The following is a 24,899-nucleotide window of genomic DNA, read 5'->3' on the forward strand; positions in this document are numbered from 1 at the left end:
TGCTAAAGGTTGCCGCCGTCGATTCACTCTCGACCCTGAAACGCCGATCATATACGCGTGTCCTTTCGCCCCGTTTTTCACGACCCCTCGGGTCGGCGCAGCACGCTGGTGCGCCGGACCCTGTATACCGTCGGCGCCATCGGCGCGGTGCTGGCGGGTGGGTTTGCCATTGCCGTCCTCCGGCCGGCGCGCATCGATCCGCTCCCGATGACCAAGGTGGTGTCGATGTCCGACACCGCCGGCAGCTGGGGAAAGGGGGGCGCACAGGCGTGCGGGACGCGCGGCCGGCCGGCCTGTCCGCCGATGGCCTTGCCGCGCCACCAGGGTACACCAGTCGCCGATCCCATCGTCGCCGCCTTCGTGGTGCAGTGGGACGCCGGCAGCCGGGCAGCGCTCAAGCGGGTGGGTGATCACCTCGACTGGGCGGTGTTCGAGTCGGTCTTCCTTGGCCGCGGCAAGGAGCCGGGGCAGCTCACGGTGGAGGTGGACAAGGATCTGATCGCCGCCGCGCGCGAACGGGGCGCGGCGCCGCATCTGATGATCACCAACTACGGCGCGTCGGGCTTCGATTCGCTCTTGGCCGCGAACGTGATCGCCACCCCCGCCGCGCGTGCGTCCACCGTGGCGCAGCTCATGGAGGCGGTCACGGCCAATGAGTTCGCCGGCGTCTTCGTGGACTTCGAAAATCTGCCAGCGTCGCTGCACCCGCCGATGCTCGCGTTTCTGCAGGAGCTGCGCACGGCGCTGCAGGCCGATAGTGCGATCCTGTCGGTGGCGGTGCCAATCAGTGAAGGCGATGGCTATCCCACCAAGGCGTATGCGGCGAATGCCGACTACGTCATGGCCATGCTGTACGATGAACATGGCGGCCTCAATGAGGCTGGCCCGGTGGCGAGTGCGAGCTGGTTCGCCGAGCGGCTCGACGCGGTGCTCGATTCGGTGCCGCCGGCGCAGCTCATGCTGGGCATCGGGCAATACGGCTATCACTGGCGCAGCGACAAACCGGAGGCGGTGAACCTCAGTGTGAGTGAGGCGATGGCGCTCAGTCGCGCCGCCCCGGGCGGGCCGCATCTCGATGCGCGTACCCGCAACCCCATGGCCGGCTGGCGCGAAACCTCGGGGCTTTCGCATCGCGTGTGGTATCTCGATGCGGTGAGTGCGTGGAATCAGATTCGCGCCGGGCTCAGCACCGGGGCGGCGGGTGCCGCGATCTGGCGCCTGGGGTCGGAAGACGCGACGCTCTGGAATGTGCTTGGCCGCCAGGGCTTCAACGCCCCGGTGGACTCGCTGCGCTGGCTGCCGAACAACGGCGCGTCGGTGATCGTGGGTGATGGCGAAGTGCTCGCCGTGGAGGGCTACGAAGGGCGCGGCGAACGCGCCGTGGCGCTCGACAGGCAGGGCTACATCCAGAGCGAACAGCTGGTGCGGCCGCCGGGCGGCTACTTCATCTCGCGCGGCGGGTTTCACAAGAACAAGGTGGCCATCACGTTCGACGATGGCCCGGACGAAGACTGGACGCCGGCCATTCTCGACACGCTGGCGTCGCGCGATGCCATCGCGAGCTTCTTCCTGATCGGCCGCCAGGTGCAGCGGCTGCCGATCCTGACGCGACGCATCGCGCAGGAAGGGCACGAGATCGGCAATCACTCGTGGAGCCATCCGGACTTTGCCGGTCTGAGCCCGCAGGCCATCCGCATGGAGCTCTCTGCGGCTGGCCGCACGATCGAAGCGGTAACCGGCGAGCGGCCCATCGTGTTCCGTCCGCCGTACATCGGCGATGCGCAGCCAAGCACGGAGGAGCGCCTGCGGCCGATGGCGGTGGCGAACGAGATGGGCTATCGCATCGCCGGTCTCGAGATCGATCCGAAGGACTGGTACGAAAAGGACCCGCAGCGCATCATCGCGAACGCCATTCGCGACCTCGAGAAGAACAACGGCCGTGTGGTGCTGCTGCATGACGCGGGTGGTGATCGGTCGGCCACGGTCGCGGCGCTCGGGCCGCTCATCGATACCCTGCGGGCGCGCGGCTACGAACTCACCACCATTGCGGGGCTGCTCGATGCTGCGCCCACCGCTGGCAATCCGTCGGTGCCCCGCAATGAAGCGCCGCAGCGGATGCTCACGATCGCCACGTTGCAGGTGGCGAACGTGGTGGAGTACACGCTGGTCACGGCCTTCCTCGTGGCGCTGGTGCTCGGGCTCGTGCGACTGGCGCTGATCGGCGGCCTCGCTACGGCGCAGCGATTCCGGCCGCGCTACGCGCGCCGACTCGCCGACGACGTCTTCACGCCCAGCGTGTCGGTGGTCATCCCCGCATACAACGAAGAGCGCGTCATCGCCCGCACGATTCTGTCGGTGCTGGGGCAGGACTATCCGGCACTGCAGGTCATTGTGGTGGACGACGGCTCCACCGATGGGACGCTGGCCGCGGCGCAGGCGGTCCGGGACCCGCGCGTCGTCGTGCTCACGCAGCCCAACGGGGGCAAGGCCCTGGCGCTCAATCACGGCATCGTGGACGCCACCGGCGACATGGTCGTGGTAATCGACGCCGACACGGTGCTGGCGCCCGATGCTATCCGACAGCTCGTCTGCCCGCTTGCCGACAAGCGCGTGGGGGCGGTCGCCGGCAATGCGAAGGTTGGGAATCGCGTGAACCTGGTGACGCGCTGGCAGGCGGTGGAGTACGTCACGAGTCAGAATCTCGACCGGCGCGCATTCGTGATGCTCAACTGCATCACTGTCGTGCCGGGGGCCATTGGCGCGTGGCGGCGCAGCGCGATTCTCGACGTGGGCGGCTTCAAGCATGAGACGATGGCCGAAGACCAGGATCTCACGCTCACGCTCCTGCGCGCCGGGCATCGCATCGCGCTCGCCGATCGCGCCATCGCGTATACCGAGGCACCGGAAACGCTGGACGCGCTGCTCCGTCAGCGCTTCCGCTGGAGCTTCGGCACGCTGCAGTGTGCCTGGAAGCACCGCGCGGCGTTCCTGCGTCGAAGCGCTGGCTCGCTGGGGATGGTGGGGCTGCCCAACATCTGGCTCTTTCAGCTCATCTTCCCGCTCCTGGCACCGGCCGCGGACATTGCGCTGGTGTGGAGCATGGTGCGCCTCGCGATGGAGTTCGCCCCTCTCGGCTGGACCACCGCGTGGGGCCACGCACTCCCCGTGGTTTCCCTGTACGCCTTCTTCCTGCTCATCGACTTCATCACCGCGCTCATCGGCGTGGGCTACGAGAAGGGCGAGTCGATCTGGCAGGCATTGCTGGTGCCGCTGCAGCGGATCGCCTACCGGCAGGTGCTCTACATCGCGCTCCTGAAAGCCATGCGGGCGGCGGCGCGCGGCTGGATTCCGAGCTGGGGGAAGCTGGAGCGGACGGGGTCGCTGACGGCGCGCGGACTCTAAGGAGTTGGGTAGGGGTTTGCGTTGAGAAGCGAGAGGCGAGTGGGAGTTTAGGTGGTGAGGGAGAGTGGTGCGCTCACCACGCAGGCCCATCACTCCAACTCCCACTCGCGTCTCGCCTCTCAAGGCAACCCCAAATTCATCCCCGTACCAACCGCTCTATGGCCCGAAGTCCCTCCTCCCCCACATCCAGCGAGTGCTCGTTGACATACAGCGCGATGTGCTGCGCGCACACCTCGGCGCTCATCTCCTGCGCGTTGGCCGCGACGTAGGCGCGACTCGCGTCGGGATGATCGAACGCGTACTGCACGCTGGCGCGGATTGCCTGCTCGGCGGCGGCGGCGACATCGGCGGGGAGGTCGGCGCGGGCGCAGATGCCGGCGAGGGGGACGGGGAGGTTCGTCTCACGTTCCCACCAATCACCGAGGTCGATGGCTTTGGTGAGGCCGTGATCGGCGTAGGTGAAGCGGCTTTCGTGGATGATGAGCCCCGCGTCGACCTCCCCCTGTTCGACGGCACGCAGGATGCGATCATAGCGCATCTCCACCACCTCGCCGAGGGCGGGGGCGGCGAGGCGGAGCAGGCGATAGGCCGTGGTCTCACGCCCGGGAATCGCGATGCGGCGCGACACGGCGTGGGCGAACGGCAGCGGATCCTTGGTCACGACCAGCGGACCGACGCCCTTGCCGAGGGCAGCGCCGCTTCGGAGGAGGCGGTATCGATCGCCCACGGCGGCGAAGGCACCGACGCTCAGCTTGGTGAGGGCGAACGCACCGTCGTGGGCGCGCCGGTTGAGCTCCTCGATATCGAGCAGCACCGGCTCGATGCGAAACGGCGCGTCGACCAGACCATGCGTGAGCGCATGAAAGGCGAACGTGTCGTTGGGGCAGGGCGAATAGCCGAACGTGAGGGTGTGCACGACCAGGTCAGTCGGAGAGGGCCGCCGCGATCGTGCGTACGAGCGCCGGCGTGGCCGCCGTGATGGCATGGAACGCCGCGGCGAAGTGCCAGCGGGCGCGGTCCTGTTCTTCGATGTCGTTGGCGATGGCCCGGACCTCGAGCGCGGGGACGCCGGCGAGCTGGGCGGCCCGGAGCACGGCAAAGCCCTCCATGGCCTCGACCAGCGTGTCGCTGGTGCCCCCGATCCGGGCGCTGGTGCCGATCGGCATGACGGGCGAGTCCGGCAGCACCCGCTGCGCCGCGGCCAGGAGCGCGGCCGTGGCGGGGACCGTGCCGGGTGCCCACTCGGGGCCGACCCCGAGATCGCTGTACTGCGCCTCGGAGCCGATCACGATCGTGGCCGGGGCGAGCGCCGCGGCCCGGCGGGCCCCCGCGATCCCCACGTGCAGCACCGCCGCCGGGCGCACGGCCGCAATGGCGGCCGCGGTGCGTACCGCCGCCTCGACCGGGCCCACGCCGCACTCGAGGATGCGCCAGCCGTCGACCGGCGCGAGTTCACGCGCCGTCGCGGCCACGACCAGGATCGATGACGGGGAGCCCATGCTCCATAAAGTAGCGGCCGGGCTCCCTGAACTCGTTCTTGACAGCCCGGCCACCGAATCCCACTTTGTTGGACAATCGAACAAAGTTCGATCCCACCCTCGGTCCCCGCCTTCCGCCCCGTAGCTCCCTCCTGCGGAGGAGTGCCCATGCGTCGCCCGCTGGCCCGTTCATCCACCGCTCCCCGTCTGCTGCGCCGGTTGCAGGGCGGCATGGCCGCGCTGACTCTCCTCCTGCCGTCAGCGCACGCGCTGCACGCGCAGGCCGAAGCCGGTCCCCGCATCGCCGTGGTCTCCGATGACCGCGGCAGTCGTCTGCAGGTCGACGGCCGCGACTTCCTCGTGAAGGGGGTCAACTGGGACTATTTCCCGGTCGGCACCAACTACGCCTACAGCCTGTGGACGCAGCCGGATGCCACCATCCAAGCGGCGCTCGACCGCGAGATGGCGCTGCTCAAGGCAATGGGCGTCAATGCCATTCGCCAGTACAACGGCATCCCGCCCAAGTGGGTGCGCTACATCTATGAACGGTGGGGCATCTTCACGGTGCTCAACCATCCGCTGGGCCGCTACGGCACCACCATCAATGGGGTGTACACGGCGCAGACGAACTACGCCGATCCCAAGGTGCGCGCCGCGCTCGTGGGCGAGATCACCGCGCTGGTGGATCAGTTCCGCGGAACGCCCGGCGTGCTCATGTGGCTTCTGGGCAACGAGAACAACTATGGGCTGACGTGGAAGTCGGCCGCGACGGAGAATCTCCCGGTCGGTGAGCGCGATGCCGCCAAGGCACGCTACCTCTACTCGCTGGTCGGCGAGGCGGCGCGGGCGCTCAAGCAGCACGATGCCACGCGTCCGGTCGCGTTTGCGAACGGTGATCTGCAATACCTCGAGATCTTCGCCGCCGAGGCGAAGGGTGTGGACGTGTTCGGCACCAACGTGTATCGCGGCGCGTCGTTCGGCGATCTGTTCACGCGCGTGAAGCAGGTGGCTGGCCTGCCGGTGATGTTCACGGAGTTCGGCGCCGATGCGTGGAACGCGCGCACGATGCGCGAGGATCAGGTGTCGCAGGCGAAGTACGTGCTCAGCCAGTGGCGGGAGATCTACGAGCACGTTGCCGGCCAGGGGCGTGAGGGCAACGCGATCGGCGGCTTCACCTTCCAGTGGACCGACGGGTGGTGGAAGTTCGGGCAGGAATCGCGACTCGACGAGCATGATGTGAACGCCTCGTGGAGCAACGCGGCCTATGCCGACGACTACGTCGCCGGTCAGAACAACATGAACGAGGAGTGGTGGGGCATTGCCGCCAAGGGGCCCACCGACAGCAAGGGCTTCTATGAGATCTATCCGCGCGCGGCGTACTACGGCCTGCAGCAGGCCTATCAGCTCGATCCGTACGCGAGCGGTGTGACCGGTAGTCGCATCGCGACACACTTCGCCGCCATCGAACCGGCGGCGCTGGCGCTCAAGGCGCGCGGCGATCGCGCCGCGATGGGCGCCGAGATGCAGACGCTGCGCGTCAGTGGCTTGCGCATGGATCTGCAGACGATCAGCACCGGTGGCAGCAAGATCAGCACGCCGGCGCGCGCGGTGGCCGGCAGCAACAGCTATCCGGCGTTCAAGGGCTTCGATCATCTCGACTCGTACTACGGCACGATCGAGGCGCGCCCCACCGAGACGTTCAAGGCGAATGTGACGCTGAACGTGCTCGGGAACGTGCCCACGAATCCGATCGACGAGATCTTCTACGAGAATCGCGGGCGTACGCGGTTCGTCCCGCAGCTCGATGGATCGACGCTGCGGGTGGGCGACAACGAGCGCGTGGCCGTGTATCGGGCGAACGTGTCGTGGGATGACCAGCTCTTCCGTCTCGACGCGTTCTATCGCAGCGGCCACTACCACTGGGGCTACGAAGGCGACTTCTTCGGCCTGTATCGCGAAGCGAACTACGGGCGCAACATCGACATCTACAACGGTCGGGCGCCCAGCGGCATGGAGTTCACCGGCAAGAAGCAGCTGGCCGGCCTCAAGTTCGCCATCGGACCCGAGCTGTGGTGGGGTGCCAACCCCACGGCACTCGCCAAGTATCACCGGTCGGTGGGTGGTGTGAACGTCACGGGTCTCTATCAGGAAGACCTCGCGCAGCTCACGACGGATGCCACCAACAGCTCCTTCGCGATTCCCATCCCCAAGACGCGTCGCGCCACGCTGGCGCTGGCGGATACGATCAAGGGCGTTGGTGTGGAAGCGGGCGCCATCTGGGCCGGGTCGACGCGTGTGGGCGTGCCCTTCCAGATTCTCGATGGCGTGGGAAGCACGGCGCGGGTGCTTCAGGATCGGATCAAGGACAGCGATGCGTTCGGCGCCAAGGGCAAGCTGACGTACACCCGCGGTCGCGTGAACTGGTACGGGCAGGGCGCCGTGATGGGGCTCGTCGCCGACGGTGGACCGACGTCGGTGCAGACCTTCACCGGGTGGAGCCTCAAGGACACGGGGCTCAACAACCAGTGGAACGTGATCACCGGCTTCACCGCGACCTTCGGGTCGTGGCAGTTCGCGCCGAACGTGCTCTATCAGAAGCCCATCGTGGGCCCGGTGGGTGCAGGCGCGCCGGCGCCGGCGCGGCCGCGCAACATCCTCGAGGATCCATTCGTGGTACGCGCCAACCGCGAGACGCAGGGCGCGGAAATGCTGCTGACCTACGATCCGACGCCGGGCACGTGGATGTACCAGTGGGACAACGACGCCCGCGAAGACGCGAAGCTCGCGTTCAACCTCGGCTACGTCTATCGCAAGTTCCCCACGACGATGGACGCCGCGATCGGTATTCTCGCCAACGGGCGCACCACCTTCGCGTTCCCGGGGGCGACGCCGGCGCGCAGCCTCTACGAAGTACGCTCGCGTATCGTCTCGAAGGTGGCCCGCGATCTGCGCCTCGTGGCCAACGTCTACACGGGTACCGCTGAGCCGAACGGCAACGACACGCGTCTGCTGCATCGCACCGGGCTCGACGTGCGCGCCGTGACGCATCAGCTCAAGATCCAGGCGTTTGCCAAGTTCAACGACTGGGGCCCGTTCGACTACCATCGCGACTTCAACCTCACGTTCCCGAAGCAGTACATGGCCGATGTGTCGTACGTGCTCGGCACGCCGCAGTGGTTCGATGTGCCGGAGACGCGGGTGGGTGTCCGCGGATCGTGGCGTGCGCTTGATCGCTTCTCGCCGCGCTTCTGCCCCGAGCGGGTCCCGGCCGACCGGACCGGCATCCTGACGTGCGATCCGACCGTACCCGGCATGCGGGGCAGCGAGTGGGAGATCCGCACCTACCTCTCGGTGAACTGGTAAGTGGAGGCCTTCGTCGCCGATCTCCTCTCGCGCATGACGCGAGAGGAGAAGCTCGGCCAGCTGCAACAGGTCCAGGGCACGAACGGCCACGTGGCCGATCATCTGGCCGACGCGGTGCGGCGAGGGGCGGTCGGGTCGATCATCAATGAGGTGGATCCGGCCACGATTCGCAGTCTGCAGTGGATCGCACGCCATGAATCGCGGCTCGGCATTCCGCTGCTGATCGGGCGCGATGTGATTCACGGGTTTCATACGGTCTTCCCGATTCCGCTCGGGCAGGCCGCGACCTGGAACCCGCAGGCCGTGGAGCAGGCGGCGCGGCTCGCCGCCGAGGAAGCGACGGCGGTGGGGATCAACTGGACCTTCGCGCCCATGCTCGATGTCGGGCGTGATGCGCGCTGGGGGCGCGTCGCCGAGGGGTACGGGGAGGATCCATACCTGATTGGCGAGATGGGCGCTGCCGCCGTACGCGGTTTTCAGACGGACGATCCCACGCGCCCTGATGCGCTCGCCGCCTGTGCGAAGCACTTCATGGGCTACGGCGCGAGCGAGGCGGGGAAGGACTACAACAGCACCAACATCCCGCCGCATGAGCTCCGCAATGTGCATCTGCCGCCGTTTCGGGCGGCGGTCGATGCCGGCGTGCTGACGGTGATGACGTCGTTCTCCGATGTCGACGGCATTCCGGCGACGGCGAACGCGACCCTGCTGCGCGACATTTTGCGCGATGATCTCGGCTTCGACGGACTGGTGGTCAGCGACTGGGATGCAGTGCCCCAGCTCACCACGCATGGGCTGACGGCCGACGATCGCGAGGCGGCGCTCGCGGCCGCACAGGCCGGCGTGGACATGGAGATGGCGAGCCGGACCTACGCGCACCACCTGCCCGCGCTGCTCGCCGAGGGGCTCGTGGATGACGCGACGATCGATGCCATGGTCCGCCATATCCTGCGCGTGAAGGTGCGGCTGGGGCTCTTCGATCGGCCCCTTGTGGATCCCGCGGCGGTGCCGCCCTCGGGGGCGCCGGCCACGCTGGCAGCGGCGCGCGACGTGGCGCGCGACAGTCTGGTGCTGCTGCGCAATGCGCACGCGCTGCTGCCGCTGGATCTGACCTCGCTGCGCTCGGTGGCGCTGGTCGGCGCGCTCGCCGATGATCCGTGGGAACAGCTGGGGACGTGGATCTTTGATGGGCGCACCGATCACGCGGTCACGGTACGTGAGGCGCTGGCCGCACGGCTGGGGGACGCGGTGACACTGCGCTACGAGCGCGGCCACACCCATCCCCGCGCGCGCGATCGCGAGGGGCATGCGGCGGCGGTCGCCGCCGCGGCCGCGGCCGATGTCGCGGTACTGGTGCTCGGGGAAGACGCCATTCTGTCGGGTGAGGCGCACTGTCGTGCCGACGTGTCGCTCCCGGGCGACCAGCGGGCGCTCATCGCGGACGTCGTGGCCACCGGCACGCCGGTCGTGGTGGTCATCATGGCGGGGCGGGCGCTCGCGCTCGAGGGTGCGCTTGATGGCGTGGCGGCTGTGCTGTATGCCTGGCATCCGGGCGTCATGGGGGGCGCGGCCATTGTGGACGTCCTCTGCGGCGACGCGTCGCCGAGTGGGCGACTGCCCGTCTCGCTCCCGCGCGTCACCGGACAAGTGCCGCTCTACTACGCGCACAAGCGCACCGGCAAGCCTGCCACGCCGGAGACGATCGTGCACGAGTCCACTATCACCGGACGTGTGCCGCAGCTGTCGGTGGGGAACACCTCGTTTCACCTCGACGTGCATCCGACGCCACTCTTTCCCTTCGGCTACGGCCTCTCCTACACCCGCTTTGCGTATGAGCAGCTGCGGGTGTCGCATCACACGCTTCGCCGTGGCGAATCGCTCACCGTGGCGGTCGATCTCCTCAACACGGGAGATCGCGCGGGCACCGAGGTGGTGCAGCTGTACCTGAATGATCCGGTGGCGTCGCTGACGCGACCGGTGCGTGAGCTGCGTCGGTTTGCACGCGTGGCACTCGCGCCCGGCGCGCGGCAGACGGTGACGTTCACGCTCACCGAGTCGGACCTTGCCTTTTCCAACCGGCACCACCGCCGTACCGCGGAAGCCGGGGTGTTTCACCTCTGGGTCGGTGGCGACGCCACCGCTGAACTCCACGCGTCCTTCACCCTCGTGGACTGACGGAACTGCTCATGTCGACCACACTGACCACCGATTCGACGCGCCTCACGGTGCCCGCCCCCGTCGAGGCCCTGCTCGCGCAGCTCACCGTCGAGCAGAAGCTCGGGCAGATGATGATGCCCGAACGCATGGCGATCACGCCGGACGAGGTGCGCGACGCGCACATCGGTGCCGTGTTGAGTGGCGGTGGCTCCGCCCCGGGCACCAATCAGCTGGCGGACTGGGTCGCCATGAATGACGCGTACTGGGCCGCCTCGATGAGCGAAGGACCGGACCGGGTGCCGATTCCGCTGCTCTATGCCGTGGACGCCATTCACGGTCACGCCAACGTGCTCGGCGCGACGGTCTTTCCGCACAACATCGGCCTGGGCTGCGCGCACGATGCCGAGCTCGTGGAGCGTACCGCGCGCATCATGGCGCAGGAGGTCCTCGCGACCGGTGTGGACTGGACGTTTGCGCCCACGCTCGCCGTGGCGGGCAATCCGCACTGGGGGCGCACCTACGAAAGCTTCTCCGACGATCCGGCGCTCGTCGCCCAGTATGCCGGGCCGTATGTGCGTGGCGTGCAGGGCGAGGCCGGCGACAGCGGGGTGCTGGCGTGCGCGAAGCACTGGATCGGTGACGGCGGGACCACCGCCGGCAATGATCAGGGAGACACCGCCTGTACCGAGGCCGAGCTCGAGCGCGTGCACATGGCGCCGTACCCGCCGGCCATCGCCGCCGGCGTGTACACCGTCATGGCGAGCTTCAACAGCTGGAACGGCGACAAGTGCCATGGGCATCGCTATCTCCTCACGGACGTCCTGAAGGGACGGCTGGGCTTTGACGGCCTCGTGGTCTCCGACTGGGACGGCGTGGACTATCTGCACGAGGACTACGGTTCGGCAATCACCATGGCGGTGAATGCCGGCATCGACATGCTGATGGTCTCGGTGGAGTGGAAGGCGTGTCTCGCGCATCTGCGCGACGCGGTCACGCGCGGCGAGATCCCCATGGCGCGCATCGACGATGCGGTGCGGCGTATCCTCTCGGTCAAGTGGCGGAGTGGGCTGTTCGAGCGGCCGCGGCCGTCGGAGCGACCCATGTCGGCGTCGCCGACGTTCGGGAGCGTGGCGCATCGTAACGTGGCGCGCGAGGCGGTGCGCAAGTCGCTCGTGCTGCTGAAGAATGATCGCGCGGTGCTCCCCTTCGCGCCGAGCGCGCGTCTGCTCGTGGCGGGCAAGAGCGCGCACAACCGCGGGCACCAGTGCGGCGGCTTCACGGTGGCGTGGCAGGGGGTCACCGACAACGAGTCGATCGTGGGTGGCACGAGCATCTGGGAGGGGATTCGTGAGGTCGCGCCACACGCGGTGCTCTCTCCCGATGGCGCGGCGGCCGACACGGCGATGTTCGACGCGGCGATCGTGGTGATCGGCGAGCGTCCGTATGCCGAAGGCATGGGCGACCTGCGGTCGGGCGGGCGTGTGCAGCGCGGCTCGCAGCGGGAGGTCAAGCCGCACACGCTGAACCCGTACGGGGCGACGCTCGAACTGGCGTCTCTGCACCCCGAAGATCTGGCGCTCATCGAGCGGCTGCGGGCGCGCGGACTGCCGGTCGTGACCGTGTTCGTGGCGGGGCGGCCGCTGGTGGTGAACCAGGAGCTTGATGCGTCCACGGCGTTCGTCGCCGCGTGGCTACCCGGCTCCGAAGGCGCCGGCGTGGCGGACGTGCTCTTCGGGGCGCACGACTTCACCGGGCGCCTCTCCTTTACCTGGCCGAGTGTGGCGGGTGAGGCGTTCGCGACGGCCGCGCCGCGCTTCGTGCGCGGCGACGGCCTCTCCTACCGCTCGCGCTAAGGCGCGAGCGGTCCGTTCGCGATCAGACGGCCGCGGGGATACTCCCCGCGGCCGTTTTGCGCTCCTCGAGCGATGCGCGCACGGCGCCGGCCTTGGCCTCGGTGACGTCGTAGCCGAGCATGATCCAGATCGCGAGGGCCGAGGTGAGGAACGGCACGCCGGCATCGAAGAGACGGAGCAGCGTGATGGTGTGCGAACTCTGCGCACCGGCGAGCGCGACGTCGAAGCCGGTCGCGTTCAGCAGGTAGCCGCCGCCCGCCAGCGCTGCCGCCATGCCGACCTTCACCACCCACCAGTAGATCGACCCGAACATCCCTTCGCGGCGCTGCTGGGTCTCGAGTTCGTCGCTGTCGCACACATCGGCGATCATCGACCCCATCACGGTGAAGAGGCCACCCAGCCCGAAGGCCATGAGCGGTGCCGGCAGCAGCACGAGCCACGGGTGGGTCGGGCTGTAGCTGAACCACTTGAGCGCGTACCCCACCATGGACAGCCCGGTGGAGGTGAAGAACGCTGCCCGCTTGCCGGCCTTGGTCGCGATGGAGGTGACGATCGTGATGACCGCAAACGTGGAGATCGTGCCCAGCGTCCCCGCATAGCCCGCGTACTTGGCGCCCAGCTCCTGGTTTCCGCCGAACACGTAGTAGATGATCACGTACGACTGGAACGACGAGATCATGATGAACCCGTTGAACACCAGGAACGTCGCAAAGCAGAGGCGCAGGAAGTTGCGGGAGCGCAGCGTGGAACGGCAGCCGCGCAGGAAGGCCATGGTCTTGGCCATCAGCCCGGTCGAGGCCCCGTCGGGTGACGGCGCCGGCACGTGCGCTTCGGTGAACCGCTCGCGCAGCATGATGGCCGGGATGATGCCCATGATCATCGCCAGCACCCCCACCCCGATCGCGAGGCCACGCGCGCCCGACATCGCATCGGGAAACCACGTCTTGTTCGTCATGATCCACAGGAACCATGGCGAGACGAGGTAGGCGATCTGGCCGATGAAGTTCTGCACGCCCATCAGGCGCGTGCGCTCGTGGTAGTCGGGAGTGAGTTCGTACCCCAGCGCGACCCACGGGGCGGCGAAGACGGTGTACGCGAAGTAGAAGACGATGGACAGCGCGAGGAAATACCAGAAGTAGAACGACTCGCTCCGCCCGGCCGGCAGCATCCAGAGCACGATGAACGTGATCCCCGACAGCAGTGCGCCGGCAAAGATGTACGGCCGACGTCGCCCCCAGCGGGAGCGGGTGGTGTCGGACACGTACCCCATCAGCGGGTCCATGATGGCATCGGCCGCCCGCGGCAAGGCCCCCAGCAGCCCGACCATCGCCGGATTCATCCCCAACCCGAGATTGAGGATGATCATCATGCCGCCGACCGCGGCCGCCAGCAGGTTGTTCACGAACGCGCCAAGCCCGTACGCCACCTTCCCCACGAAGGGGATGCGATCTTCGGCGCGCGTGGTGCTCACGGAATCGCCTCGTAGACGCGCACGTAGTCCACCGTCATCGACTGCGGGAAGGTCGTGATGTTATCCGGCGAGCCCACGAAGTTGCCGCCCACCGCGACGTTCAGGATGATGTCGAAGGGCGCATCAAAGACCCACGGCCCGGGTGTGGCGCCCTTCTGCACGGTCCAATAGCGCTCGCCGTCGATGAACCAGTCGATGCGCGTCGCCGTCCACTCCACGGCATAGGTGTGGAAGCTGTTGTCGAGGCGCGCGGCGGTGAGCGTCTTCTTGCCGGAGAGCGCCCCGCCAGCGAAGTAGCCGGGCCCGTGTGCCGTCCCGTACACCGTGCTCGGCTCCTGCCCCTTGTACTCCATGATGTCGATCTCGCCGCACAACGGCCAACCCACCGTCGCGCAGCTGCTGCCCAGCAGCCAGAACGCCGGCCAGAGGCCACGGCCGCGCGGGAGCTTCATGCGCGCTTCGATGCGCCCGTACTTCACGCTGCGCTTGCCCGTGGAGTTGAGGCGCGCCGACGTGTAATTGCTCCCGCGGAAGCTTTCCCGCTTGGCGGTGATGACCAGGTTGCCGTTGCCATCGAGGGCTGCATTCTCGGTGCGATCGGTGTCGTACTCGAGCTGCTGATTGCCCCAGTCGGTGCCCTGCTGGTAGGTCCAGGTGGCCGCATTCGCACGCGCACCGGCGGCGCCATCGAACTCGTCGGACCAGGCGAGGCGATAGCCATCGGGCACGGTCGAGCCTTCGGATGCGGAGCATCCCGCCAACGCGACCAGAGTGGCACACAACAGAGCAGAGCGACGCGTCAGCATGGCGGGACCGGGCGGGAGGAGAGGGAGGGACGACCTACGGGGAGTGCGTCGCCGGCAACAAGGTGGGGTCGTGCAGAACAGCGTCGAGCACCAGCGTCGCCGCGCCAATGGCGATACCACGATCGCCCAGGGCACTGGCGTGAATCTCCGACGAGGCGACGGCGCTCACGAAGGTGCGGCGCATGACCGCCTCGCGAATGGGGACGAGCACCTGCTCGCGCAGTCGGGCGAGGCGGCCCCAGAGAATCACCGCTTCGGGATTCATGAGGTTGAGCATGCCGGCGATCACCGTACCGAGGTGCTGGGCGGCTTCTTCGATCACCTTCCGCGCGAGCGGATCGCCAACGAGTGCGGCCTTCTCGAGCTCGATGATCGAGAGTGTGCCGAGCTCGAGCTTGTGCCCCGGGGTCTCCGGCGCGAGCTCGTGGGCCCGCTGCACCAGCTCCTTGGCGCCGACGTACGTGGTCAGGCATCCGCGATTCCCGCACACACAGGGCTTGCCGTGCACATCGATGGAGACATGACCGATTTCGCCGGCCACCCCGCTCGCGCCACGGAAGATGTGGCCGTCGATGAAGTGCCCGGCGCCGATACCCGTGCCGACCTTGATGAAGGTGAACGTCTGCCGGCCGCGCGCGGCGCCCCACCAATGCTCGGCGAGGGCGCCCAGGTTGGCGTCGTTGTCGAGGAAGACGGGCACCCCGTAGCGTTCCACGAGCGCTTCGAGCCCGTGGCGTTCCTGCCAGCGCGACATGGCGAGGCGGGAGACGCGCTCCGGATGCTTGGGATCGACGGGCGTGGGGAGGGCCACGCCGATCCCGGCCAGCGGCGATCGGGTGAGGTCGACCTGTTCCCGGCAGGCATCGCAGAGCGCCACGACGAGTGCGCGCGTGCCATCCGGATCGTCGTGCACCGGATGCTCACGGTGTTCCCATGCGAGCACCTGCCCACGCAGATCGGTGAGCACGACCGAGACGTGCGACGCGCCGATGTCGACCCCGAGCAGCGTGTACGCGTCATCGCAGAACTCCAGCACGATGGGGCGCCGACCCCCGCTCGAGGCGCCCACGCCCGCTTCGCGTACCAGCCCGACCGGGAGCAGCTGGTCGACGATCTCCGACACGGTCGAGCGCGACACCTCGAGGCGCCGCGCGATGTCGGCGCGCGAGATGCGGCGCTCCTCCCAGATCAACCGCAGCATCGCGGTCGCGAGATCGCGGGGGCGCGTGGCGTCGGGCTGACGCGCCCCCACCTGACAGCGGGGCATCGATGACGGCATCACTCACTCCGGCGGCGTGCAGCCGACCGGTGGAAGCCTCACCGATGCAGCAGCACATTGTCCACGAACACGGTCTTGAGATCTCCCGAAATAATCAGCTGCGCGAGGTTCGCGCGACGGGTGAGCCCCGTGAAGCTGGAAAGCGGGAGGTCCAAGCGCACCCAGGTGCCGGTGCCAAGCGCCGGCGTCGTGGTCGCCGTGAGCGTGATCTCGTGTTCCGTGTCGTCGCCGCCGGCGAAGGCCCCGTTCGGGCCAAAGTCCACCAGCTTGACCCGGAAGTTCTTGCCCGTCACCGTCTCCGGCGTCCAGAGGTCGAACATGAGATGGGTCATGTTCGTGGCATTGATCTGGGGCGCCGTGAACTCGATGCCGGCGAACACGAGGTTCGAGTACTTCTTCACGTCATCCGTGCCGATCTTGAGGTCGGCCAGGTCCGCCTGATCCCAATCCGCCGACCAGGTGTTCACGGTGACGTTGGTGTAGGCGTTGCTGAAGAGGGAGATGACGTTGGCCGCCGCGAACGTCGGGGCGGGCGCGGCCGTCGTCGGCGCCGTGGCCGCGGCCGTGTTGTAGAAGTAGACGTTGTCGACGAAGACCGTCTTGAGCGAGCCGGAGATGATCAGCTGCGCCAGGTTCGCGCGCCGCGTGAGGCCGGTGAAGTCGCTCATCGGCACATCGATCGCAATCCAGCTGCCGGTGGTGAAGCCCGGCGTGGTGGCGCGGGTCACCGTGATTTCGTGCTCCGTATCGTCGCCGCCGGCGAACGCGTTGTTCGGGCCGAAGTCCACCAGCTTGATCTTGAAGTTGGCCGGCGCCACGGTGGAGTCGGGCGTCCAGATGTCCATGTGGAAGCGCGTCATGGCCGACGCATCCACGGGCTTGCTGGTGAATTCGATACCGGCGAAGACCAGATTCGCGTACCGCTTCGTGGCATTCCCGGCGATCGGCACATCGCTCACATCGGCCTGGTCCCAGTCCGCTGACCAGGTATCCACGGTCTTGTTCGTATACGCGTCACTGAAGAGCGACACGACGTTGGCGGCCGCCGCGGTGGGCGTCGGCGCCGCAGTGGTCGGCGCGGTCGGCGTCGGCGGCGCCGGCACCTTGTAGAAGTAGACGTTGTCGAGGTACACGGTCGGGCTCGACGCCACCAGAATCATCTGCGCGAGATTGGCGCGCGCCGCGAGGCCGGTGAAGCTCGACAGCGGCAGATCGAGGCTGTTCCAGGCGCCGGCCGTCAGCGACGCCGACGGGATCACCAGCTCATGCTCCGAGTCATCGCCGCCGCCGAACGCCCCGTTGGCCCCAAAGTCCACGAGCTTCACGCGGAAGTTGGCGACGTCGTAGACGTACGCGTCGAGATGCAGGTGCGTCATGCTCGTCGCATTCACCCGCGGATTGGTGAACTCGATGCCGGCGAACACCATGTTGCTGTACTTCTTCACATCGTTGCCGGCGATCTTGGTGTCGGCCACATCGGCCTGATCCCAATCGGCGGACCAGGTGCCCACGGCCACATTCGTGTACGCGTTGCTGAAGAGCGAGATCACGTCGGCGGCCACGCGGGTGGGCGTCGCGGCGGCGGCGGTCGGGGCGGCCACCGCGCGCAGGGTGATCGTGCCGGTCGCTGGCGTGGCGCCGAGCGTCGCGGTGATGTTTGCGGTGCCGGTGCCCACGACCGTGATCACGCCCGCGGCGCTCACCGTGGCCACCGCCGCGTTTGACGAGGCGAAGGTGAAGTACGCCGGGGCCACGTCATACGTGGCCGTGGTGCCGCCGATCGAGTACGTCGCCGTGGTGCCGGTGACCGTCACCGTGGCGCCGACCTCCTGATTGAGCGACTTGGTGCCGATCGAGGGCGTCGGCGTCAGCGTCCCCAGCTTTTCGAACTTGATGTCATCGAGCCAGAGATCGTAGCCAGCGCCGTCTTCCGGCCCCTCGGCGAAGTAGAACATCCCCTTTTCCTGGGTGAGCTTGGCGGCCACCGGAATCGGGATGGTGATCTGCGTCCACTCGGTGGTGACGGGGATCTGGGTGCGCTGCGCGGTGAAGCGCGAGGTGCCGGTGTTGTCGTTGCCGATGCCGGCCACGTCGAGCTTGGCGGTGCGGCTGGCGCGCACCCAGAAGGTGAGGGCGTCGTAGCCGCTCAGGTCGCGCGCCACACTGGCCACGAAGGCGCCGCCGGCATAGCCACCGGTGGCGTTCCCGGGTCCCGGGATGGTCACCTTGAGGGCGGTGCTGCCGACGCGCTTGACGTTGGCGTCGGGAGCGAGGGCGTCGACCTTGGACCCGGAGAAGGCCTGGAAATCGACCCCCTGCGCGAAGGCGTCGGTGAAGACCGTGCCGGCCGAGGGGAATGGGGCCGGCTCGAGACCGGTCGTGTCTCGGCTACAGCCAGCAGAAATGCCGACAGCGCCGGCAAGAAGGACGGCGATGGCGCGGCGGGAAGTCAGGCCACGGACGGGCATGGGGAAGCGCTCCAGGGGGGAACGGGGCTTCTACGGGGCGGACTCGGGGAGGGATTGGAGGCCGCCTTGTTCGATGGTCGAACAAAGCTTGGTGGCGAAAGTGCGGCCTGTCAAGGAAAATCTTTGGATGACGCGCACCCAGTATTTCACCGCCGCCAGCCTCGACGGTTTCATCGCCGACGCGACCCATAGCCTGGACTGGCTTTTTGCCCTGGGGGATCCCGAGGACACCTCCTACCCGACCTTCATCAAGGACATCGGGGCGATCGCGATGGGGTCGAGCACCTACGAATGGCTGCTGCGGCACGCCATCCATGCCGACCCACCCCAGCCGTGGGCGTACCCGATGCCGACCTGGGTCTTCACCACCCGGTCGCTGGAGATGGTGCCCGGCGCGAACCTCCGCTTCGTGCAGGGGGATGTGCGCCCGGTGCATGCCGACATGATGCGGGCGGCGAACGGCAAGCATATCTGGGTCTGCGGCGGTGGCGATCTGGCCGGCCAGTTCCACGATGCGGGGCTGTTGCACGACCTGTTCATTCAGATCGGCTCGGCCACGTTGGGGAGTGGGCAGCCGCTGCTGCCGCGCCGCATTCAGCCGCCAGCGCTCCAGCTGCGCTCCGCCAAGGCCGTCGGGACCGCCTTTGTGGAGCTCCACTACACCATCGAACGCCCGACGGCGCCGAGTGCCGATGTCTGACGCAACCCGCTTTTCGCTGGCCGATGCGGTGGCCCTGCTGGAACGCACGCCGACGTCGCTCTCGGCGCTTCTGAGCGGCCTGCCGGCCACCTTCACCAGTGCAACCGAAGGCGACGGGACCTGGTCGCCGTTCGACGTACTCGGGCATCTGGTGCACGGTGAGCGCACCGATTGGCTGCCCCGGGTTCGGCACATCCTGTCGGCGAATCCCAAGGCATTTCCGCCGTTCGATCGCACGGCGCAGTTCGTGGATGCGACCGATGAATCGCTGCATCTACGCCTCGCGACCTTTGCCGCGCTGCGCCGGGAGAGCCTGCAGACGCTGCAGGGGCTCGCGCTGACCGACGCCGATCTCGATCGGCCGGGGCTGCACCCCGCCCTGGGGGCCGTCACGCTCCGCCAGCTGTTGGCGACCTGGGTCGTGCACGACCTCGATCACCTCACGCAGATCGCGCGCACGATGGCCAAGGTCTACCGCCACGACGTCGGACCGTGGCGTGCGTATCTGAACGTGTTGCGCGACCGGGAGTAACGATGCGCGGACGACGGAGTTCGTACGGCTGGCTCGCGGGGTTGGTGCTTACCGTGATGCCGGCTGTGGCGCGATCCCAGAGCGCCAAGCCCGTGCGCGTCCCCGGGCACGACTACATCACGGCGCGGCTCGCCGAGCTGCGCACGATCCATGCGCCGGAAGGGATCGAGTCGCTCGAGCCGGTGTCGATCGACGGCACGACGCAATGGGTCTCGATCCGCGGGCAGAACAAGGCCAACCCCGTGCTGTTGTTCGTGCATGGCGGGCCGGGCACGCCGAATATGCCGATATCCTGGGCCTATCAGGCGCCGTGGGAGGACTTCTTCACGGTGGTGCAGTGGGATCAGCGCGGGGTGGGGAAGAACGCGCGCACGGCCAATCGTGACTCCCTCGCGGCGACGATGAGCGGCGAGCGGTTGGTCCGCGACGCCGAGCTGATGGTGCAGTGGGTGCGGAAGCGGCTCGGCAAGGACAAGATCGTGCTGATGGGGTACTCGTACGGCACGATGCTCGCCATGCAGGTCGCGGCGCGGCATCCCGAGTGGATTTCGGTGTACGTGGGCACCGGGCAGACGAGCGGCAGCGGAGACGCGTGGCTCTATCCCAAGCTGCTCGAGCTGGCGACGCAGCGCGGCGATACGCAGGCGCTGCGCGAACTCAAGGCGATCGCGCCCTATCCACGCCCTGGCGCGCCCCTTCAGGACGTGCTGGTGACGCGGAAATGGGCGCGGGCGTTCAACGGCGGCTGGTACGGCAAGCCGACGTTCGATCTGCTCTTTTCGCTGCCGGAGTTTGCGCCCGAGTACACGCAGGCGGATCTCGACGTGCAGATGCAGGCCACGCAGTGGACCACGCGCTCGCTGGTGGGAAAGGACGCGGCGCCGCTCACGCTGCCCACGACGCTCGACGTGCCGGTGGTGATCCTGCAGGGGCGGCATGACCTGCACACACCATATGAACCGGCCAAGGCGTACGTCGAGCAGCTGCAGGCGCCCAAGAAACAGTTCCTCACGCTCGAGCGCTCGGCGCATGTGCCGTTTCTGGAGCAGCCGGGTGTCTTCCTGATGCATCTGGTGAACCATGTGCTGCCGCTGGCCGGCGGGCGCGTGGAATTCGCGCCGCCGACGGTGCCCTTTCGCGTGCCACAGCTCGATCTGTCGCGTGATTCCTCCCGCCTCGTGGTGGTGGATCGCGAACCCGGGCAGTACCTCGGTCATGTGACCACGACGCTTCTCGGCGACGGGAAGACGATGCTGGCGGTGTACCCGAAGGGGCACGGGCAGGGCGCGATCGTGATGAAGCGCAGCACCGATGCCGGGCGCACGTGGAGCGATCGCCTCCCGGTGCCGGAGAACTGGGCCACGAGCAAGGAAGTGCCGACGATTCATCGGGTCCCTGATCCGGTGAAGGGTGGCACGCGGCTCATTCTGTTCAGTGGCCTCTACCCGGCGCGAATCGCCTCGAGCGACGACAACGGGAAGACGTGGTCGCCGCTGGCCCCCATCGGCAACTGGGGCGGGATCGTGGTGATGGGGAGCGTGATGGTCATGCAGGACAAGAGCCTGCTCGCGTTCTTTCACGACGACGGCCGCTTCTTCGCGAACGCCGGCAAGGCCACGGGCACGTTCACACTCTTTCAGGTGCGCTCACGCGACGGCGGGCGCACCTGGGACACGCCACGTGCCATCTGGCAGGGGGATGCCATTCACCTGTGTGAACCGGGCGCCGTCCGCTCCCCCGATGGCAAGACCGTCGCGCTGCTGCTGCGCGAAAACCGACGCCGCCAGGAATCGCACGTGATGTTCACGACCGATGAGGGGGCGACGTGGAGTGTGCCCAAGCCGCTCGCGCGCGAACTCACCGGCGATCGCCACACGGTGCAGGTGGCGAAGGATGGACGCCTGGTGGTGACGTTCCGCGACATGGCCGCCGATTCGCCCACGAAGGGCGACTGGGTCGCGTGGGTGGGGCAGTGGGCCGATCTCGTGAACGGCACCCCGGGGCAGTATCGGCTGCGGCTCGGCGACAATACGGACGGATGGGACTCGAGTTATCCGGGGCTCGAGCAACTGAAGGATGGGACGGTGGTGGGGACGACGTATGGGTATTGGAAGGCGGGGGAGTTGCCGTATATCGTGTCGACGAGGTTTCGGTTGGCGGAGACAGACTCGTTGGTGAAACGGCGGAACCCCTGAGAGCTCAGGGGGGAGAACGTCAGGGGGAGAGCTCAGGACCGCGTGCAGTCCTGAGCTCTCCCCCCTGAAATTCTTCCCCCTGAACTCTCGGGGGTTACTCAAGTCTGATGTCTCAGCCGTCAGTGCGTCAGCCCATACACAATGAAGTTCGTCGCGAACTTATACGCATCATTCGACATATTCACCGGATACCACCCCTCACCCGACCACTCCATATAGTCGCCGATGTCGTTGTTGTATGACACGACGACCTGCAGCCGCTGTGTGGGGTCGTTGTTCTCGTAGATGCCGAGGTACACGGCTTTCGCCTCGCGCGTGGCGGGGTGCGTCATACCGTCCAGCGTCTTGATTCTGAAGAAGGTGTTGAAGATCGGGTGCGAGATGTCGAGGCGCTCGATGCGCGCGTCGGGCAGCACTTTCTTGATCGCGGCTTCGAAGACCTGATACTGGCGGTCGAAGTAGAAGTCATCGACCCAGAGGAAGCCGCCCTTCTGGATCCACTTGCGGAGCGCGAGCGCTTCCTCGTCGGTGGGATACCAGTAGCCGGGCTCAGTCAGGTGGGCGACGGGGTACTGGCCGAGCTGCGGATCGTCGAGCGTGTGCACATTGCTGCCCTTGTCGTGCACCCTGACGCTGGCGAGGTCCTTGAGGATCGTCATGAAATTCCGCTCCATCGCGGGATAGTCATTGATCCACGCCATCCGATAGCCCTGGGTATAACGAAGCCGTACGAAGGTGAACTTCCCATCGTACGGCACATTGGGCTCGAGATATTGTCGCCGCTGCGACCACGCGAACGGGGCGGCGGCCGCGATGGCCACGAGGGCCATCAGGGCGAACCGCCACCGCCGCGTGCGCCGCGTCATGGCACTAGAGGCCTGACGAGCCGAGGGACTTGGGCGCGCCACCGATGATCTCGGGGAGCGCCGCGGCCACGGCGCGCATTTCATCGGGGGTGCCGATCGAGATGCGGGCCCAGTCGGTGTACGGCGGGAAGGCGCGGCCGATCTGGAAGCCCTTCGCAAGCATCGCCTTCTGCACCTGTTCCACCGGCAGGCCGGTATGGAAGAACACAAAGTTCGTCTGCGAGTCCGTCATCTTGCGCCCCATCTTGGCGATGGCGGCCTTCATGATCTCGCGGCCTTCAGTATTGCGCTGCTTGACCATCGCCTGGAAGGCGGTGTCCTGCACACTGGCCGCGGCGCCGAGGGCACCGAACACGCCGGGCGCGCTCGTGCTGAGCGGCTGCATGCGCGCGATGATGTCGGGGCGCGCAATGACAAACGCCGTGCGCAGACCGGCGAGGCCATGGATCTTGGAGCCGGTGCGCGAGATGATGACATTCTCGCCCGCCTTCACCATGTCGATGCACGAGCTGTAGCTCGGGTCGGTCACGAAGTCGTGATACGCCTCATCGACGAGCACCATGGCGCGGCGCGACGCGTTCGAGACGAAGCTGCGGAGCTTCTTGTTCTCGGTGAGGTTCGCCGTGGGGTTGTTCGGGTTGCAGACGAACACGAGGTCGATGGCCTGCGTGAGCCGCTTGTCCATCGTGTCGAGATCGTGCGTGAGGTCGGCCGCGAGCGGCACCTTGTGCACCTTGAGCCCGAGCGACTCGGCGTAGCGCGGCAGCCCTTCATAGGTGGGCCACGCGGTCAGGATCTCGCCCTTCATGCCGTAGGCGAGGTTCACGATGCTGAGCAGCTCGCTCGAGCCGGCCACGATCATGATGTGATCTTCGGGGACGCCCACCGACGCGGCGTAGATCTTCTTGAGATTGGGCAGCGCCGGCGCGTTGTACCACGAGTGCTGCTTCCAGCCGTCCTCGATCGCCTTGCGCGCGCTCGGCGCCATGCCGTACGGGTTCTCGTTCGACGCGAGGCGAATGGGGCCATCGGCGCGGCGCATCGCTTCGATCATGCGCTCATGCGCGGCAAAGCCGGCGGCGGTGGTCATACCGTCCACGACATGCGGCGCATCGGTGTCGAGTGCCTGCGCGAGGGCGGGCGTGAGCGATCCAGCGGCGATCGCGCTGCCGGCGACCATGCCGGACGACTTGAGCCACTGGCGACGGGAGAGCGGGGACGGCGTCATGCGGGGCCTCGGGGCAGAGGGTAAGCGCGGGAATCCGACGAAAACATACGGTTTCTCGGAGCCCGCTGCTGGTCGATGGATGGAATGGCCGAGTCGGACCGGCGGTCCGAGTGGCGTGAGGATGAGCCGGCCGCCATGTTGGCGCATGGTCTCAGCCCCCCGCACGCTTGTGCTCGCTGTTTGTGCGCTCTCGTCGTCCGTACTCGGCTGCGCCCGGCCGGCGGCGCCGCCCGCGCCTCCGACGGCGCTGCACATTGAAGGCTTCGACTACGCCTTCACAGCACCGGACACGGTGCCGGCGGGGCCGGCGGTCGTCACGTTCGAAAACCGCGGGAAGCATCGCCACGAGATGGTGTTCGTACGCCTCAAGGACGGGCTCTCGCTCCGCGAGGTCGCGGACTCCCTGACGAAGGGCGCGCGCACCAATGCCCTGCGTTCGTCGGGCAGTGCGGTGCTGTTCGCCGAGGCCGGGCAGCGGAACGAGGTCGTGTCGTTGCGGCTGCAGTTCGCGGAGGGCGAGCACTGGGCGATCGTCTGTCAGTTCGCCGATTCGGCCGGCGCTCCCAAGCACAACACGCTCGGCATGTTCAAACTGGTGACGGTCCAATGACGCGATTGCGGTATCTCGGAGCGGCGGTCGTTGTCTGGAGTGCCTGCACCGTGGCGCCCGCGGAGCACCCGGTGGCCGTTCCGGTCGTGCAGATCGTCGGGCACGACTTCGCCTTTGAGGCGCCGGATTCGCTGCCGCCCGGCCCCACCCGCTTTGCGTTTCGCAGCGATGGCACCGTGCCGCACGAGGTCGCCATTGCCCGCGTGAAGCGGGGTGTTTCGCTCGACTCCGTCCTGCGCGTGGAAATCGCCGGTGGTGATATCGACGGGCTCTACGATCCGGGCGAAGGCTTGCTCTACACGGCGGTGGGCGAGACGGTCACGGCGGAGTTGCAGGTCACGCTCGAGGCGGGGCGCGACTACGTGTTGGCGTGCACGCTCGAGAAGGACTGCAAGGCGCACAGCATGCTGGGGATGGTGCGAGGGGTGCGCGTGTATTGATCGGGCTTCCGACTTCTGCGCCCGATCGGGATTCGGAATTCGGTCTCGCCG

17 protein-coding genes are annotated in these 24,899 nt (G+C 67.5%); 9 read left to right on the forward strand and 8 right to left on the reverse strand.

Annotated features, from left to right (window positions below; genetic code table 11):
* Positions 1 to 57: 57 nt before the first annotated feature.
* A complete protein-coding gene (locus K2R93_05835; GenBank protein ID MBY0489343.1) occupies positions 58 to 3,402 on the forward strand; it encodes a glycosyltransferase in 3,345 nt (1,114 codons plus the stop codon).
* A gap of 136 nt (positions 3,403 to 3,538) precedes the next feature.
* Here K2R93_05835 and K2R93_05840 read toward each other — a convergent pair whose 3' ends face one another.
* Both K2R93_05840 and K2R93_05845 read right to left on the reverse strand, forming a co-directional pair.
* Positions 3,539 to 4,387 (reverse strand): 1,4-dihydroxy-6-naphthoate synthase, encoded by an 849-nt coding sequence (locus K2R93_05840; protein ID MBY0489344.1) that lies wholly within the window; start codon positions 4,385 to 4,387, stop codon positions 3,539 to 3,541.
* Entirely contained in the window at positions 4,326 to 4,901 is a 576-nt protein-coding gene (locus K2R93_05845) for a hypothetical protein (GenBank protein ID MBY0489345.1), read from the reverse strand. Before K2R93_05845 ends, K2R93_05840 begins: the two co-directional genes overlap by 62 nt.
* Positions 4,902 to 5,048: 147 nt before the next feature.
* On the opposite strand from K2R93_05845, the gene K2R93_05850 reads away from it, so the two are divergent.
* Genes K2R93_05850 through K2R93_05860 form a run of 3 tightly spaced genes read left to right on the forward strand, consistent with a single transcriptional unit; the run spans position 5,049 to position 12,253 of the window.
* Positions 5,049 to 8,243: a hypothetical protein gene (locus K2R93_05850; protein MBY0489346.1), complete on the forward strand. Its 3,195-nt coding sequence runs from the start codon at positions 5,049 to 5,051 to the stop codon at positions 8,241 to 8,243.
* Complete coding sequence (locus K2R93_05855; protein ID MBY0489347.1) at positions 8,244 to 10,418, forward strand: glycoside hydrolase family 3 C-terminal domain-containing protein; 2,175 nt, start codon at positions 8,244 to 8,246, stop codon at positions 10,416 to 10,418.
* Positions 10,419 to 10,429: 11 nt separating this feature from the next.
* Entirely contained in the window at positions 10,430 to 12,253 is a 1,824-nt protein-coding gene (locus K2R93_05860) for a glycoside hydrolase family 3 protein (protein MBY0489348.1), read from the forward strand.
* 22 nt (positions 12,254 to 12,275) lie between these two features.
* Here K2R93_05860 and K2R93_05865 read toward each other — a convergent pair whose 3' ends face one another.
* The 4 genes from K2R93_05865 to K2R93_05880 all read right to left on the reverse strand — a co-directional run bounded on the left by K2R93_05865 (position 12,276) and on the right by K2R93_05880 (position 18,277).
* A complete protein-coding gene (locus K2R93_05865) occupies positions 12,276 to 13,724 on the reverse strand; it encodes an MFS transporter (protein ID MBY0489349.1) in 1,449 nt (482 codons plus the stop codon).
* Positions 13,721 to 14,452 (reverse strand): glycoside hydrolase family 16 protein, encoded by a 732-nt coding sequence (locus K2R93_05870; protein MBY0489350.1) that lies wholly within the window; start codon positions 14,450 to 14,452, stop codon positions 13,721 to 13,723. Before K2R93_05870 ends, K2R93_05865 begins: the two co-directional genes overlap by 4 nt.
* Positions 14,453 to 14,564: 112 nt before the next feature.
* A complete protein-coding gene (locus K2R93_05875; GenBank protein MBY0489351.1) occupies positions 14,565 to 15,809 on the reverse strand; it encodes an ROK family transcriptional regulator in 1,245 nt (414 codons plus the stop codon).
* Between the two features lie 38 nt (positions 15,810 to 15,847).
* Positions 15,848 to 18,277 (reverse strand): hypothetical protein, encoded by a 2,430-nt coding sequence (locus tag K2R93_05880; GenBank protein MBY0489352.1) that lies wholly within the window; start codon positions 18,275 to 18,277, stop codon positions 15,848 to 15,850.
* 127 nt (positions 18,278 to 18,404) lie between these two features.
* Between K2R93_05880 and K2R93_05885 the strand changes: the two genes are divergently transcribed.
* From K2R93_05885 to K2R93_05895, 3 genes are read left to right on the forward strand one after another with little or no spacing between them, the layout of a single operon-like run.
* The gene (locus K2R93_05885; GenBank protein MBY0489353.1) at positions 18,405 to 18,977 is read left to right on the forward strand and encodes a dihydrofolate reductase family protein; all 573 of its coding nucleotides are present in this window, start codon (positions 18,405 to 18,407) and stop codon (positions 18,975 to 18,977) included.
* Positions 18,970 to 19,509, forward strand: coding sequence for a DinB family protein (locus K2R93_05890; protein ID MBY0489354.1), 540 nt, complete (start codon positions 18,970 to 18,972; stop codon positions 19,507 to 19,509). The genes K2R93_05885 and K2R93_05890 overlap by 8 nt, the downstream gene beginning before the upstream one ends.
* A gap of 2 nt (positions 19,510 to 19,511) precedes the next feature.
* Entirely contained in the window at positions 19,512 to 21,704 is a 2,193-nt protein-coding gene (locus K2R93_05895; GenBank protein MBY0489355.1) for an alpha/beta fold hydrolase, read from the forward strand.
* 119 nt (positions 21,705 to 21,823) lie between these two features.
* On the opposite strand, the gene K2R93_05900 is transcribed toward K2R93_05895, so the two are convergent.
* The gene (locus K2R93_05900) at positions 21,824 to 22,570 is read right to left on the reverse strand and encodes a DUF4159 domain-containing protein (GenBank protein MBY0489356.1); all 747 of its coding nucleotides are present in this window, start codon (positions 22,568 to 22,570) and stop codon (positions 21,824 to 21,826) included.
* A 4-nt stretch (positions 22,571 to 22,574) separates the two neighbouring features.
* Positions 22,575 to 23,798, reverse strand: a complete 1,224-nt coding sequence (locus K2R93_05905; GenBank protein ID MBY0489357.1) for a histidinol-phosphate aminotransferase family protein — start codon at positions 23,796 to 23,798, stop codon at positions 22,575 to 22,577.
* Between the two features lie 145 nt (positions 23,799 to 23,943).
* On the opposite strand from K2R93_05905, the gene K2R93_05910 reads away from it, so the two are divergent.
* Positions 23,944 to 24,408 carry a hypothetical protein gene (locus K2R93_05910; protein ID MBY0489358.1) on the forward strand — a complete coding sequence of 155 codons (465 nt, stop codon included), beginning with the start codon at positions 23,944 to 23,946 and terminating at the stop codon, positions 24,406 to 24,408.
* The gene (locus tag K2R93_05915) at positions 24,405 to 24,848 is read left to right on the forward strand and encodes a hypothetical protein (GenBank protein ID MBY0489359.1); all 444 of its coding nucleotides are present in this window, start codon (positions 24,405 to 24,407) and stop codon (positions 24,846 to 24,848) included. The genes K2R93_05910 and K2R93_05915 overlap by 4 nt, the downstream gene beginning before the upstream one ends.
* Positions 24,849 to 24,899: the final 51 nt, after the last annotated feature.

Source organism: Gemmatimonadaceae bacterium, assembly GCA_019752115.1.
GTDB lineage: Bacteria > Gemmatimonadota > Gemmatimonadetes > Gemmatimonadales > Gemmatimonadaceae > Gemmatimonas.

Excerpts from the sequence above, each read along its gene's own strand:
- K2R93_05850 (MBY0489346.1), top strand. The coding sequence starts at position 5,049 with ATGCGTCGCCCGCTGGCCCGTTCATCCACCGCTCCCCGTCTGCTGCGC.
- K2R93_05910 (MBY0489358.1), top strand. The coding sequence starts at position 23,944 with ATGGTCTCAGCCCCCCGCACGCTTGTGCTCGCTGTTTGTGCGCTCTCG.
- K2R93_05885 (MBY0489353.1), top strand. The coding sequence starts at position 18,405 with ATGACGCGCACCCAGTATTTCACCGCCGCCAGCCTCGACGGTTTCATC.
- K2R93_05915 (MBY0489359.1), top strand. The coding sequence starts at position 24,405 with ATGACGCGATTGCGGTATCTCGGAGCGGCGGTCGTTGTCTGGAGTGCC.
- K2R93_05900 (MBY0489356.1), bottom strand. The coding sequence starts at position 22,570 with ATGACGCGGCGCACGCGGCGGTGGCGGTTCGCCCTGATGGCCCTCGTG.
- K2R93_05875 (MBY0489351.1), bottom strand. The coding sequence starts at position 15,809 with ATGCCGTCATCGATGCCCCGCTGTCAGGTGGGGGCGCGTCAGCCCGAC.
- K2R93_05890 (MBY0489354.1), top strand. The coding sequence starts at position 18,970 with ATGTCTGACGCAACCCGCTTTTCGCTGGCCGATGCGGTGGCCCTGCTG.
- K2R93_05845 (MBY0489345.1), bottom strand. The coding sequence starts at position 4,901 with ATGGGCTCCCCGTCATCGATCCTGGTCGTGGCCGCGACGGCGCGTGAA.
- K2R93_05905 (MBY0489357.1), bottom strand. The coding sequence starts at position 23,798 with ATGACGCCGTCCCCGCTCTCCCGTCGCCAGTGGCTCAAGTCGTCCGGC.
- K2R93_05895 (MBY0489355.1), top strand. The coding sequence starts at position 19,512 with ATGCGCGGACGACGGAGTTCGTACGGCTGGCTCGCGGGGTTGGTGCTT.
- K2R93_05860 (MBY0489348.1), top strand. The coding sequence starts at position 10,430 with ATGTCGACCACACTGACCACCGATTCGACGCGCCTCACGGTGCCCGCC.
- K2R93_05840 (MBY0489344.1), bottom strand. The coding sequence starts at position 4,387 with ATGCCATCACGGCGGCCACGCCGGCGCTCGTACGCACGATCGCGGCGG.
- K2R93_05880 (MBY0489352.1), bottom strand. The coding sequence starts at position 18,277 with ATGCCCGTCCGTGGCCTGACTTCCCGCCGCGCCATCGCCGTCCTTCTT.